At 69.8% G+C, this 12,878-nt stretch carries 12 protein-coding genes; 8 read left to right on the top strand and 4 right to left on the bottom strand.

The genetic code is table 11. From position 1 onward, the window contains the following. Positions 1–149: 149 nt before the first annotated feature. On the bottom strand, positions 150–1,664 hold the full coding sequence (locus AB0G63_RS30595; protein WP_360756784.1) for a helix-turn-helix domain-containing protein: 1,515 nt from the start codon (positions 1,662–1,664) through the stop codon (positions 150–152). A gap of 116 nt (positions 1,665–1,780) precedes the next feature. Here AB0G63_RS30595 and speB point away from each other — a divergent pair, with 116 nt between their 5' ends. The 6 genes from speB to AB0G63_RS30625 all read left to right on the top strand — a co-directional run bounded on the left by speB (position 1,781) and on the right by AB0G63_RS30625 (position 6,205). Continuing rightward, the gene (gene speB / locus AB0G63_RS30600) at positions 1,781–2,761 is read left to right on the top strand and encodes an agmatinase (protein ID WP_360756787.1); all 981 of its coding nucleotides are present in this window, start codon (positions 1,781–1,783) and stop codon (positions 2,759–2,761) included. 454 nt (positions 2,762–3,215) lie between these two features. Beyond that, complete coding sequence (locus tag AB0G63_RS30605; protein ID WP_360756789.1) at positions 3,216–3,584, top strand: hypothetical protein; 369 nt, start codon at positions 3,216–3,218, stop codon at positions 3,582–3,584. 57 nt (positions 3,585–3,641) lie between these two features. Then, positions 3,642–4,456, top strand: a protein-coding gene (locus tag AB0G63_RS30610; protein WP_360756792.1) for an IS5 family transposase whose coding sequence is annotated in 2 segments (ribosomal slippage) — positions 3,642–3,987 and positions 3,987–4,456 — 816 coding nt in all. Because the reading frame shifts where the segments join, the coding sequence is not laid out codon by codon here. 188 nt (positions 4,457–4,644) lie between these two features. Further along, a complete protein-coding gene (locus AB0G63_RS30615; protein ID WP_360756795.1) occupies positions 4,645–5,121 on the top strand; it encodes a hypothetical protein in 477 nt (158 codons plus the stop codon). A 21-nt stretch (positions 5,122–5,142) separates the two neighbouring features. Continuing rightward, positions 5,143–5,439, top strand: coding sequence for a hypothetical protein (locus tag AB0G63_RS30620; protein WP_360756797.1), 297 nt, complete (start codon positions 5,143–5,145; stop codon positions 5,437–5,439). Between the two features lie 283 nt (positions 5,440–5,722). Next, the gene (locus AB0G63_RS30625) at positions 5,723–6,205 is read left to right on the top strand and encodes a hypothetical protein (RefSeq protein WP_360756800.1); all 483 of its coding nucleotides are present in this window, start codon (positions 5,723–5,725) and stop codon (positions 6,203–6,205) included. Positions 6,206–6,299: 94 nt separating this feature from the next. On the opposite strand, the gene AB0G63_RS30630 is transcribed toward AB0G63_RS30625, so the two are convergent. Further along, positions 6,300–7,103, bottom strand: coding sequence for an endonuclease (locus AB0G63_RS30630; RefSeq protein ID WP_360756802.1), 804 nt, complete (start codon positions 7,101–7,103; stop codon positions 6,300–6,302). 395 nt (positions 7,104–7,498) lie between these two features. Here AB0G63_RS30630 and AB0G63_RS30635 point away from each other — a divergent pair, with 395 nt between their 5' ends. Together AB0G63_RS30635 and AB0G63_RS30640 are read left to right on the top strand one after the other, a co-directional pair. Continuing rightward, positions 7,499–8,353, top strand: a complete 855-nt coding sequence (locus AB0G63_RS30635; protein WP_360756805.1) for a serine hydrolase — start codon at positions 7,499–7,501, stop codon at positions 8,351–8,353. A 48-nt stretch (positions 8,354–8,401) separates the two neighbouring features. Beyond that, positions 8,402–9,499 carry an esterase-like activity of phytase family protein gene (locus AB0G63_RS30640; RefSeq protein WP_360756807.1) on the top strand — a complete coding sequence of 366 codons (1,098 nt, stop codon included), beginning with the start codon at positions 8,402–8,404 and terminating at the stop codon, positions 9,497–9,499. A gap of 80 nt (positions 9,500–9,579) precedes the next feature. Here AB0G63_RS30640 and AB0G63_RS30645 read toward each other — a convergent pair whose 3' ends face one another. Both AB0G63_RS30645 and AB0G63_RS30650 read right to left on the bottom strand, forming a co-directional pair. After that, a complete protein-coding gene (locus tag AB0G63_RS30645; RefSeq protein WP_360756810.1) occupies positions 9,580–12,324 on the bottom strand; it encodes an AAA family ATPase in 2,745 nt (914 codons plus the stop codon). A gap of 20 nt (positions 12,325–12,344) precedes the next feature. Further along, on the bottom strand, positions 12,345–12,836 hold the full coding sequence (locus AB0G63_RS30650; RefSeq protein ID WP_360756813.1) for a hypothetical protein: 492 nt from the start codon (positions 12,834–12,836) through the stop codon (positions 12,345–12,347). Positions 12,837–12,878: the final 42 nt, after the last annotated feature.

A 12,878-nucleotide genomic window follows, 5' to 3' on the forward strand; every position in this document is an offset into this window, starting at 1 on the left:
GGCTTCCGACGGTGCCACGACCAGGGAGCCGGGACCGGCCCCGGCGGCCACGGGGGCCTCCCGCCGACAGGGCACCTGCGGGCGCGCCGCGCGCGGCACGGCGGACGCACGCCGCTCGCGGGCCGCTCCCTCGCCCCGCGCCTGCCGCGCTACCGCACCTGCCGCAGGGCGAACCACAGCTCCATGCGTACGTCGGGATCGTCCAGGTCGGCGTCGAGCAGCGCCGCGCACCGGGCGATGCGCTGGCGGACGGTGTTGCGGTGCACCGACAGGGCCACCGCCGTGCGGTCCCAACTCCCGTGCAGGGAAAGCCAGGCGCGCAGCGTCTCGGTGAGGGCCGGGACGGCGGCGATCGGGCCGAGCAGCGCACGCGCGTGTGCCTGCGCCTCGGCCGGGCCGACCAGTTCGGCGAGGGCGGGGCGGGCGCCGTGCCGGACGAGCGGGACGCGGGTGGCGCGGGCGCGGGCCAGGGCGCGGGCCGCCTGCGCGTCGGCGGCCGGCCACTCGCCGGGACCGGCGGCCGCGCTCACGCCGAGCGTCCAGCCGGGACACGGCGTCGGCTCCCGGTCGGCGGGCACCAGCACCCGTACGACTCCGTCCCCGAGGTCGACCAGCGGCGAGCCGAGCGCGGCGCCCAGCGCGGAGGCGGCCACGGCGTCGGGCGGCCGTTCGTCGGGCCGACCGTGCACGACGATCCACCGCTCGGCGCCCAGCAGCGCGGCGGCCTCTTCGGGCGGGGCGCCCAGCAGCAGCCGTACCAGCGCCGCGGAGCGGGCCGCGTCGGTGCCGCCGCGGTGGGCGCCGGTGAGCAGCGACAGCAGCACGGCGGCGACGGAGGCGACGGTGTGGTCGCCGGGGTCCCGCCGGGCGGCGGCCACCCCGAGGACGAAGCCCCGGCCGGCGCCGAGGCCGTAGGCGGCGAGGTGGGTGCCGGCGACGGTGTCGGTGGCGGAGGCGGGAGCGGGTCCGGCGAGGCGAGCGGGGCCGTCCGCCCACCGGTTCACGCCCGGCCGTACGACGTCCGCGAGCCGGGCCAGCGCCTGTCGCGCTTCCGTCGGCGCCGGCCGCCCCGCCGACGCGATCTCCGCACCGTCCGGCCCGTACAGCACCGCCCACCCGTTCACCTGCCGGGCCAGCCTCCGCAGCACCGACGGCACCGGGTCCGGGCGGGCGGCCGCGGCGGCCAGGCCCTGCTGCGCCTCCGCGACCCGGCGCAGCTCCGCCAGGCGGACCTCGGCCATCAGTTGCCACACCGCGCGGGCCACGCCCGAGAACGTCGTCCGCGGCGGGACCTCGACGAGCGGGAGCCCGTGCGTGTCGCAGGCGGCGACCAGGGCGGGCGGCACCGTGTCGTGCACCGGCGCCAGCCCGAAGCCGAGGGCCGCGCCGCCCGCCGCGACGATCCGCGCCACGTAGTCGTCGAAACCGGCGCCGGAACCCGCCACCGCCTCCGGGATGTGCACGCCCGCGGTCAGCAGCAGCTCGCCGCCCAGCAGGTACGGGGAGGGGTCGGCCAGTTCCGAGGCGTGCGCCGCGTGGACGACGACGCCGGGGCCGGACGGCCCGGCGATCTGCCGCAGGGCGAGGTCCTCGCGGGCCAGCAGGGACGCCAGCGGCACCGGGGGAGTGGGCGGAACGGCGGGCTCCCGCCCGGAGGACGACATGGTGGACGTTTCCTCCACAATCAGCGGCCTGAATGGAGGAAACGTACACTTCGCAGCCGCGCTCCGGCCACCTACCGTCGGTGGCACGCAGCGCGCAGAAGGAAGGCAGCATCCCCATGAGCAGCAACGAGACGCCCCGCGGCCCCGTCGACTCCTCCCGCGTCCCCCGGTACGCCGGACCCGCGACCTTCGCCCGGCTGCCCCGCCTCGACGAGGTCGGCCGCGCCGACGTCGCCGTGGTGGGGGTGCCGTTCGACTCCGGCGTCTCCTACCGGCCGGGCGCCCGCTTCGGCGGCAACGCGATCCGCGAGGCGTCCCGGCTGCTGCGCCCCTACAACCCGGCGCAGGACGCGTCCCCCTTCGCGCTGGCGCAGGTCGCCGACGGCGGCGACATCGCGGTGAACCCGTTCGACATCCACGAGGCCGTGGAGACGGTCGAGGCGGCGGCCGACGACCTGCTCTCCTCCGGCGCCCGCCTGATGACGCTGGGCGGCGACCACACCATCGCCCTGCCGCTGCTGCGCGCGGTGGCCAGGAAGCACGGCCCGGTCGCCCTGCTCCACTTCGACGCCCACCTCGACACCTGGGACACCTACTTCGGCGCCGAGTACACGCACGGCACCCCGTTCCGCCGCGCGGTGGAGGAGGGCATCCTCGACACCTCCGCGCTGTCCCACGTCGGCACCCGCGGCCCGCTGTACGGCAAGCAGGACCTCACCGACGACGAGAAGATGGGCTTCGGCATCGTCACCTCCGCCGACGTCTACCGGCGCGGCGCCGACGAGGTCGCCGACCAACTCCGCCAGCGCATCGGCGACCGCCCCCTCTACATCTCCATCGACATCGACTGCCTCGACCCGGCGCACGCGCCCGGCACCGGCACGCCCGAGGCCGGCGGCATGACCTCCCGCGAACTGCTGGAGATCCTGCGCGGCCTGGCCTCCTGCAACCTGGTCTCGGCGGACGTCGTCGAGGTGGCCCCGGCCTACGACCACGCCGAGATCACCTCGGTGGCCGCCTCCCACACGGCCTACGAACTGACGACGATCATGACCCGCCGGATCGCCGAGGCCCGCCGGGAGAACGACGGCATCTGACCCACGGCCACGCCCCGCAAACCCGGCCCGACGGCTTCCCGGGCGACGACCTCGGTGTGGTCACATCAATTTCATAGCGGGCCTTCTACGGGCGCCAGGACGCCAACCGCGTGGACACGGGCGCCGACGTAGCGAGTGGCTGCGAACGGGTTCCGGGACGATGGTACGGATCACCGCGGTCCGCCGACGGACCGAAACCCGCACGGTTCACAACCTGACCGTCGCGGACATCCACACCTACTACGTGCTCGCCGGGGCCCAGTCCGCCCTGGTGCACAACTGCGGCAACAAGAAGGCCGACGCGCCAGGCGGCTCCCGGCGGCAAGAACGGTGCGACATCGTGGACGTACTGGAGCTTCGGCCGCATGGGCAACAACGACTTCGGCGGCAGGGAGTCCGTGGCCGAGCGGTTCGGGCAGCGCATCCTCGGCATCTTCAAGAAACGGACAGGAGGGTGAGAGCCGAGATGAAGAACTTCGAGCCCGCCGAGGTACAGACCCTGGCGGCGGAGCGCAAGTTCCTGTTCGACCAGTCCGAGTGGCGCTGCCCCGCGTGCGGGGAGGAGGCAGTCAGAAGCTACCTCTACCGGGCCGACCGGCCGAACCGGCCGACGGTCATCAGCTACACCTGGTGCGCGCACTGCCGAAGGGCGACGGGGGCGACCGGTCCCCTACCGCCGGGCCTGGCCTTCGACGACCCCTGGGCGGACCTCAGCCCGAGGCAACGTGAGGAACTGGAGGAGGACGCGGACCGGATGTTCGCCGAGTTGGATGCCCTGTGGGCCAAGGGTGTCCTGCCCCAGAAATTCGGTAAGAACTCCTAACGAAATGATCTTCGAGGTGGTTGGATCACTCCGGGACCGGTGATCCGGGGGTGCGAGGTGGCGCGGCCGAAGCCGTGGGAAGTCGACGACGAGTTGTGGGCGGTGATCGAGCCGCTGCTGCCCAAGGTCGAGCGACGGACCCGCCACCCAGGACGCAAGCGGCATCCGGACCGGCTGGTGTTCCAGGGCATCCTGTTCGTCCTGCACACCGGGATCTCCTGGGAACACCTTCCGCAGGAGCTCGGCTTCGGGTCGGGCATGACCTGCTGGCGCCGCCTGGCCGAGTGGACCGAGGCCGGCGTGTGGCCCCGGCTGCACGAGGTCCTCCTCGCCAAGCTCCGCAGCGCGAACGCACTGGACTTCTCCCGCGCGGCGGTCGATGGCTCCCACATCCGGGCGTTAAAGGGGGAGCCAAGACCGGACGAAGCCCTGTCGACCGGGGCAGAACCGGCAGCAAACATCATCTGATCACCGACGCCACCGGCATTCCGCTCGCCGCCACCCTGACCGGCGGCAATCGCAACGACGTCACCCAGCTGATCCCTCTTCTCCAGGCCGTGCCGCCGGTGCGGGGCAGGCGCGGCCGACCCCGGCGCCGCCCGGACGTGGTGCTGGGCGACCGCGGCTACGACCACGACAAGTACCGCCGCCTGGTCTGGGGCCCCGGCGTGAAGCCGTTGATCGCCCGCCGCGGCACCGAGCACGGCTCCGGCCTGGGCACCCAACGCTGGGTCGTCGAGCGCGCGTTCGCCCATCTGCACTGGTTCCGTCGCCTGCGGATCCGCTGGGAGATACGCGACGACATCCACGAAGCCTTCCTCACCCTCGGATGCGCACTCATCTGCTGGAGACGCCTGAAGTCATTGCGATAGGAGTTCTAAGACCGGCGGCGAGGGCCGACGGCGCTGACCCGACCCACCCTCGTCCTGCTGGTGCCCGACTCGGACCGTGAGCGGTTGCGCGCGGATCTCCGGGCACTCGGACTGACGGATCGACCGGCCCCTTCTTCGACCTGCTCGAACTCGGAGAGCACGCCTACGGCTTCGTGCTCTCCGGGTGCGTGATCGAGGACTTCGACCCGGAGGAACTCGAAGGGGTCACGCTCGTGGCGCCGGATCCGTACGCGGTCCTCGTGGAGTACGAGAACGCCGAGTCGGCGAAGGCCCTCCTCGGTAGGCTCATCCGCGACCGGACGGGGTGGTGGACACGAACTTCGGAGAGCTCATCGCACTCTCCGAGTTCGCGAACCGCATGGACAGCGCACCGGAATGGGACTGGCGGTAGTGAGCTGCCGCTATGCGCTGCCCGAGGACATCGTGCGTCTCGAGTAGTGCTGGTGGGGACCGGGGCCCTTCCCGGAAAATCGGAGAGGGCTCCGGACGGCGCGGTGGTGGAGGCGGCTTTCGGCCTCGACCGGCATGTGGTGCGCAACCAGGCGGCGGCTCTCTTCATCCGGAAACCGTCTGCTCGACAGGTTGAGCAACTGAAGCAGCACATGGTGGAGCGCGGCTGGTACCTGGAGGACGACAAGAGCTGAGAGTCTGGAGAGCCCGAGACCATGACCGACTCCGAAGTGAACGCAGTCGACCTGCGTCTCATGGGTCACCTCGTCGAAGGCGAGGTCGTGGCCGTCTTCCGCTGGGGCGTCATCGTGGACCTGAGGATGTCATGGGTGGGCCTCATCGACGTCCTCTACATCGAGGATGACGACAACTGCCAGGTGGGAGATCGGGTGTCCTGCTACCTGGAATGCTTCGACAAGCAGAAGCGCAAGTTCATCCTGAGGCCCCCGGGACAGGTGCCTCTCGCGGAACGCCTGCGCAGGATCAGGGAGCTGAGGGATCTCTCCTCCTGACTTCCATACGACGGCGGTCGCCGGGAGCATGTGTGACGAGCTGCCCGGCGATCGCTTCGCACAGTCGATCTTCGTGGAGCAGCAACCCCCGAGGACGGGAGATTCACTTGAGCCGACCCACCCTCGTCCTGCTGGTGCCGGGGGACCGGCATGTGGCGCGCAAGCGGGTGGCAGCGGCCCTCCGTCCGCGAACCCGCCCGCTCAACAGGTCGAGCGGCTGGGGCAGCGCATGGTCGAGCGCGGGTGGTGTCTGGAGGACGACGAAAACGGATGGGGCCGAGCCGTGGTGACCTCTGTCGAGCAGTGGTTCGCCGGATTCCTGTTGTCGTTGGACCGGTTCCAGAAGAAGCTCGCCGAGTTCATGCTCGGCCGCTACCTGGAACACGACTTCGGCAGCAACTCCGGCGGTGGGGGCGAGACGACGCTCGTCCCGCAGGTGCTGCTCGACGTCGTGGACGGCACACCGCGGATCACGCTCCACCACGTCATCACCTGGATGGACCTGGCCCGGGACCAGGAGCCGAACGAGTACCGGCTCGCCGTGATCCTGGCCTTCGCCGAGGCGGGGATCACAGTGGAGGCGTACGTCCGGCTCGACCTGGAGCGGGACCTGGGCGAGTGGCCGGCCGGGGTCCACCTCCCGTACCGGCGGCACGCCGAAGGCCTCGGCCTCGACGACGCGCTCATCTTCGTCGAGGCCCGGGTCGAGGAGATGTGCCGGCGCTACGACGACGTGGCCCGGTTGGGTCTCGTACGGAGAGACTGACCGAAGGGGACGGAGGCCGTGCACGGCGCGGCACCGCCCGCCCGCCGGCGCCATGCGGCAGGCGAGCGGTGCGTGGCGCCGGGGGCGCCGCGGTCTACCAGATCGCGTCCACCCACTCCGGGTGGTCGATGAACGGGTTGCGGTTGTGCTGGTAGGTGTCGTAGATGACCTGGTTGCGGCGCTCCTCGAAGGCGTCCGGCGGGTCCTCGTCGTTCCAGGTCTTCAGTACCGAGAGCTTGCCGATGTACGGGGTGGAGCCGTTGCCGACCTTGTCGTCGGGCTCCAGGTCGGCGAAGCCGTCGTCGCCCTCGTAGCGGACCGCCATGTAGAGGATCATGCGGGCCACGTCGCCCTTGACGGCGTCACGCGGCTCGAAGGAGTCCGAGTCGGCCTTGCTGCCGCCGGAGTTGGTGAAGGTGCTGCCGCCCTCGTCGAAGTCCAGGTTGCCGCGCTTGGAGTTGACGGCCACGTCCTCGGGGCGGATGTGGTGCAGGTCGGTGCCCGGGCCGGTGGAGGTGGTCAGGTTGCCGTGCGAGATCGCCCACACGTGCTCGCGGTTCCAGTCGCCGGTGTTCCCGCCGTTGAGGGACTTGCTGCGGGAGATCCCCGAGTACAGCAGGATCACGTTGCTGCTGTTGTTCGGGTCCTGGTCGGTGTTCTTCAGGGCTTCCCAGAGCGCCGAGTACGACAGCTTGGTCTGGCTGCTGATGATGGTGTGCAGCGAGGACTTCAGGCTGGTGCCCGTCTTGCCGACCGCGTTCTTGTAGTACGTCGAGTCGTACGCCGTGGTCGTGGCGGCGGCCGGGGTGGCCGTCAGGGCCGGGGCGCTGAGGCCCACCAGGACGGTGGCGGTGGCCAGCGCCACCGACTTCCAGCGGCGTATGCGTGTCGCCGGCATGTGTGGGGTCCCATCTACGCGGGTTGAATGAAGGCGGCAGAGGGAGCGTGACATGGACACGCGGGCCTGTAAATGAATCAGACATGTCAATCACATGACCGGAACCGGCAATCCACCCCGACCCACGCGAGTCGGCCCAGCGAAACGGCCCAGGCGAACTGCTCGGCCACGCGGCCGACATGCCGGCGGGCGACCGAGTGACATCCGTTCAACTCCGGTATCTGTCGGCCGAGACGCGCGCCGCGCTGACCGACGTACTGCGGATCGCCGGAAGCCGGGGCGCACGTCTCCGCGACAGCGGCGGCCCCGATCCCGCCCCCGATCCTGCCCCCGACCCCGAATGCTGATCGGGGTCCGCGCACAACCATCGGCGCGGCCTCGTGAGTCAACTGGGCATGACTCACCTCAACTCCAGACGAGCCGGCGTGCTCACCGCCGCGCTCGGCGCCGCGGTGCTCATACCGGCGACCGTCGCGGCGACCCCCGCCGCCGCTGCCACCACACCCACCGTCAGCTGTACGTCCGCCAAAGCCGGACTCGCCACGAAGCTGCAGAAGGACATCACCGCCGCCCTCGCCAACCGCAAGGGCACCATCGCCGTCGGCCTCTACGACCGTTCCACCAGCACGACCTGCACCCTGCGCTCCAGCTACGCCTACGACTCCGCCAGCGTCGTGAAGGTGACCATTCTGGCCACGCTGCTGTGGGACGCGAAGAAGCACAACCGCTACCTGACCGACCGCGAGGCGTCCCTCGCCAAGGCCATGATCACCAAGTCGGACAACACCGCGGCCACCACGCTGTGGAAGCAGCTCGGCCTGACGAAGATCAAGGGCTTCCTCGCCGCGGCCGGCATGACCCAGACCAAGCCGGACCCGAACGGCCACTGGGGCCTGACCCAGATCACCGTGACCGACGAGCAGAAGCTGCTGAAGCTCCTCACCGCGAAGAACACGGTCCTCAGCGACAACTCCCGGGCCTACATCCTGAAGCTGATGGGCCAGGTCATCTCCTCCCAGCGCTGGGGCACCCCGTACGGCGCGCCGTCCACCGTGTCCGTGCACGTCAAGAACGGCTGGCTGCAGCGCTCCACGCACGGCTGGCGGGTGCACAGCGTAGGCACCTTCAACGGCGGCGGCCACGACTACATGATCACGGTGCTCACGCACGGCAACAGCACCATGAGCTACGGCGTCACCACCATCCAGGGCGTCGCCAAGGTCATCCACAAGGATCTCGCCGCGAGTTGACGTTTCTTCGTCCCCCGTCCGTCACCGCATCGCCCTACGGTGACGTCCATGCGCCTGAGAACCGTACTCGCGACCCTCACCGCGGCCCTGGCGGCGGCCGGCTGCGTGACCGCCGCAGGACCGGCCGCCGCGGGACCCGCCGCCGGATCCGCCGCCGGATTCGCCGCCGCAGGACCCGCAGCCGGATCCGCCGCCGGACCCGCGGTCCAGGACCACTCCTGTTCGCCCTCCGTCTCGCTCGACCGCTTCTCCGACGCGCTCGACAAGACGACCTACCAGGGCACCTTCGTCGGCAACTTCTCCGCGCTCGCCGTGGACAGGGACGGCTCCCTCGCCGCCCTGGAGGACCGCTCCTCCCTCTTCCGTCTCGACGCGAAGACCCTCCAGCCGAAGGCCGTCGTCCCGCTCGCCGACGAGAACGGTGACGCGCTCGACAGCGAGGGCCTGGTCGTCGACCGGGACGGCACCCGGCTGATCACCTCGGAGACCGAGCCGTCCGTCCGCCGCTACTCCCGCGACGGCGAGATCCTCGACCGCCTCCCCGTGCCGGACGCCCTCCGCGTCGCCCCGGCCGGCCGTGCCGTCCGCAACGGCACCTTCGAGGGGCTGACCCTGCTGCCCGGCGGCCGCACGCTGCTGGCGTCCATGGAGTACGCGCTGAGCGGCGACAGCTCCGGGATCGTCCGCTTCCAGACCTGGCGGCGGACCGGGGACGGGCGCTTCGTGCTCGGCGCCCAGTACGCCTACCCCGTCGACGCCGGGCTCGGCGTGCCCGAGGTGCAGGCCGTCCCCGACGGCCGCCTGCTGGTCCTGGAACGCGGCTTCACCTCCGGCGTCGGCAACACCGTCCGCCTCTACCTGGCCGACCCTCGCCGCGCCACGGACACCAGCGGTGTCGAGCACCTGACCGGCCAGGGCGGCGACGGCGTGCGCCCGGTCGGCAAGACCCTCCTCGCCGACCTCGCGGACTGTCCGTCCCTGGGCGCCACCGCCAAGCAGCCCCAGCCGAACCCGCTGCTGGACAACATCGAGGGCATGACGGTCACCGGTCGCGCGAAGGGGCGCCTCAAGGTGCTCCTGGTCAGCGACGACAACCAGAACGCCACCCAGACGACCCGGTTCTACTTCCTGCGCGTCCGCGTCTGAGATCCCTCTCGGTACCGGGGGATGGCCTTGACAGCCGGGCCGGGTGGCTGTCGGTGTCGTCAGGCACCTTGGCGGCCGCCTCACCTACGCCAGAGGACCTTCGCTCGCCGCTCGCTGCCGAATCCCAGGCCGTGTCGGTAGATCTCCGCCACCCAGTAGCGGCCGTCGTTACCGCGTGCGAAGACTCCCGACTCGACGAGGAAGTCGGCGTCGGCCACGTCCAGCCCTACCTCTGCCAGCGAGAAGGGAACGGTCACAGGTTCGCGTACCTGCTGAAGTCGGCTCAGCAGATCACCGATCTCCTGGCTTTCGTCCTGAATGGCACTGATCTTGATCATGCTGCATTCGAGCAGTGCCTTGCGCATGGCACTCGGTACCAGCACACGGTCTTCCCACGTCGTCTGGGGAATCGACTGACGTGCTGCTTCGGCCAGGAACACCACGACATCCCTCGCTTGTACCTGGTCCTTGAAGTCGCCAAGTGCCGCCGGTACCCACAGGTGAGAGCGTGCCTCTTTGGACTTCTCCGTTCCCATCTTCCATCCCCACACAGGGATGAGAGCGTTCACCAGTGCATCGTAGGAAAGCTCCGCGATGTCGGATTCGGCCATCGCCGTGGGCAACGCGTCGGCATGCGCGGTGACCCAGAGCGCCAACCGCAGTGCCTCCTCCTTGTTCCATCGCAGTGCATAGGGCTCGTAGCGTGCGAGCAGTTGCTCGCTGTTCTGCCGGACGGCTCGTTTCACAAGGTCCCGGCGTACAAAGACGACGAGTCCGAGAGGCCGCCCGCGCAGGGAGCGCAGCCAGGCGAGAACGTCGATCAGGAGCACGCGCAGGGCAGTGCGCTTGACTTCTGTGTCCAGCGACTGCAGCAAGTCTTCGAGCCCGTCCATGACGAACACCGCTCGGGACCGCTTGCTGAGTTCCGTGAGTGCGGATTCGGCGTCCAGGTCCCCCGTCTGCGGCGCTCCCGCAGCGACAGCCAGGCATTCCAGCCACAACTGCCGCCATCCGATCTCGTCTCCCGCGTCGAGAGTGGCAAGGCCCCTCCTCAGACGGTCCTTGATCTGTTGGGAAGTCCCGGCTCCTCCTGCCGGCGTGCTGTGCGTGGCGGCGAACGCGTCCCTGAGGTCCTGAGTTGTCAGGTCGTCGTTCTCCAGGTTGTCCGACTCCAGTACCGGGACCACGGGCAGCGCCAGTCGGACGTCCTTGACGCCGGACTGCTCGGCGAACGCGTTCCACGTCCTTGCTGCACATGCCTTCGCGTACATGAACGTCTTGCCCGCCCCCTTGGCGCCGACAACGAGGGCCAAAGGAGGTTCCGTGCGGTGGTCCCCGAGGAGCCTGCGCAAAGGGTCGGTGGCGAGGAAGCCACTGGCTGACGACATGCCTTTCCGCTCGGCATAGATGAGCGGTTGAGCGGTCTCCACCAGCCGTTTGCGCAGCGTTGAGTAGTCGACATGCTCCCCGTCTCCGTCCGCGTCCGGCGTGGGGGAGGAGACCGGCGCAGGCACGATGGATTCCAGGACTTCCGGCACCTTGCAGCTTTCCAGTACGCGCAACACCGCGTCCCAGGAAGACGGAAGCGCCAGCAACTCCTCCCGGAACGGGCTGAGCAAGGGCTGGGACAATACGCCGGCGTCCACTTCGCCCGTGTCGTCAGCCTCGGTCTCTGGGCCGCCGTCCGGCGGCCTCAGCGAGCTGAGCAGCGCACTGCTCAGCTCCGCTCGCGCCTGTTCTGCCTGCGCCTCATGGACGTCCTGCCGGTATTGCGTGACGATCACGGAACTGGCCGGGTCTGTACCCCGCAGAGCCGGCGCGCGCTGCCCCAATTGCTTCAGCAGGGTCTTCGTACCCTCGAGGGACTGATGGCTGAGCGTGGTGACGAAGACGCGTTGCACTCGTGGGTCGAGGAGAACGGGAGCGGACAGCTCGGAGGCTCCGGCCCGCAGATCCACGACAACAGTGTCCGCGCCGGTGCGTGCGGCGAGCGCGGCGAGGGCCTCGGTCAGAAAGTATGGGGAGCGCCCAGGCGTCAGCAGGTCCGCCGGCTCGATGCGCGGCGGGCCCAGAAGCTCCCTCCTGCTCGTAGGGACCACGGTGACCCGTCCCCCACTCACGAACCGTCCGACCTGCTGATTGGGCAGGTAGGCGGCCGCGATCTCGACGGCCGCGGACCAGCCGCCGTCCTCCGACCCCTGCAACAGGGCGAGCAGGTCCTCGTAGGAGAAGTCGAGTTGCCCGCCTTGGGCCTTGTGCATCCAGGTGATCCCGGGTGCCTCAAGGTCCGAGTCGACCAGCAGGACGCTGCCGCCTCTCCGCGCGATCGCGTCTGCCATGGCGACCGCGTGCACGGTGCGTCCCACTCCGCCCTTGAAAGAGTGGAAGGCCAGAATTTGCACGTCCCCGGAAAATCGCTCGGCCGAAGGGCGTTGCAGCGCGTGCGCCAACTGCGGGGTGATGTGCTTCTCCCGCAACAGTGGCAGACGGCGCGGCTGATCCGGGCTCTCCGACGCAGGGCTGAGGGTGACAGGGATGCCGGTGAAGTCTGGCGTCCGTGGGTCGTCGAGCCGGAGCATGAGGATGCCGTCATGCCATTCCGTCGACCCTGCGCCAAAGGCCTCGTCCAGCCAGTGCCTCGCCGTCTCGGCTTCCGTACCGTTCGAGACGACGAGTTCCAGTCCGTCCCACCAGCCGTCCGCCGCACGGAGCCACTCGGGCCAGCGGCCGGCAACGGCAAGGGTCGTCAGATGATCGTCTACGTCTACCCAGGTGAACAGATGCTCCGGGGGCGTCAGCCCTTCCAGGTCGGTCAATCCGGCCACGGCCTCGTACTCTCCTAGCCTCAGTCCCGCTCGCACCACTTGATCAACGCCCGGAGGGCTTCCTTCGCTTCCTTCTCATCGGTCCCGTCGAGCTTTGCACCATAGCGCCATGCTTGATGCAGCTCCGCCAGGGCGACAGACGCGCCCGCAGGTGTGTGCAGACGACAGCTTCGAAGCCGGTTGAGCATGTCGTCCATGGCGCGGGGAAGTCTCAGCTCCTTGGCGAGCTTGCGAAGGTCGTGAGTGGGTTCCAGCGCCGCTGTGTCGCGAAGCCCTCTGCGGAACAGGAGTCGTTCCTTCAAACCGCATTCGGCGGCGTAGAACAACAGGAGCCCCACGGTGGCCGCGTCCTCCCCCCTACCGTGTACTTCCACTGACTCCGCTGAGACTGTCAGCTCATCTCGTCTCTTCTTGAGCGCCTTGGCCCCCACCTGAAGCACCATGCGGGCATCCTCGCAGAGTCCGCCAAGTGCCATCAGCCATCGGTTCTCGCCGGTGCCCTTCAGGAGCATGGCCCGGTCCGTGGGTGAGAGCGGAGCGACGGCAACCAGAGC

Origin of the sequence: Streptomyces sp. NPDC020996 (genome assembly GCF_040641355.1) — a bacterium.
Lineage (GTDB): Bacteria > Actinomycetota > Actinomycetes > Streptomycetales > Streptomycetaceae > Streptomyces.

Excerpts from the sequence above, each read along its gene's own strand:
- AB0G63_RS30595 (WP_360756784.1), bottom strand. The coding sequence starts at position 1,664 with ATGTCGTCCTCCGGGCGGGAGCCCGCCGTTCCGCCCACTCCCCCGGTG.
- speB (WP_360756787.1), top strand. The coding sequence starts at position 1,781 with ATGAGCAGCAACGAGACGCCCCGCGGCCCCGTCGACTCCTCCCGCGTC.
- AB0G63_RS30620 (WP_360756797.1), top strand. The coding sequence starts at position 5,143 with ATGACCGACTCCGAAGTGAACGCAGTCGACCTGCGTCTCATGGGTCAC.
- AB0G63_RS30630 (WP_360756802.1), bottom strand. The coding sequence starts at position 7,103 with ATGCCGGCGACACGCATACGCCGCTGGAAGTCGGTGGCGCTGGCCACC.
- AB0G63_RS30635 (WP_360756805.1), top strand. The coding sequence starts at position 7,499 with ATGACTCACCTCAACTCCAGACGAGCCGGCGTGCTCACCGCCGCGCTC.
- AB0G63_RS30640 (WP_360756807.1), top strand. The coding sequence starts at position 8,402 with ATGCGCCTGAGAACCGTACTCGCGACCCTCACCGCGGCCCTGGCGGCG.
- AB0G63_RS30650 (WP_360756813.1), bottom strand. The coding sequence starts at position 12,836 with ATGCTCCTGAAGGGCACCGGCGAGAACCGATGGCTGATGGCACTTGGC.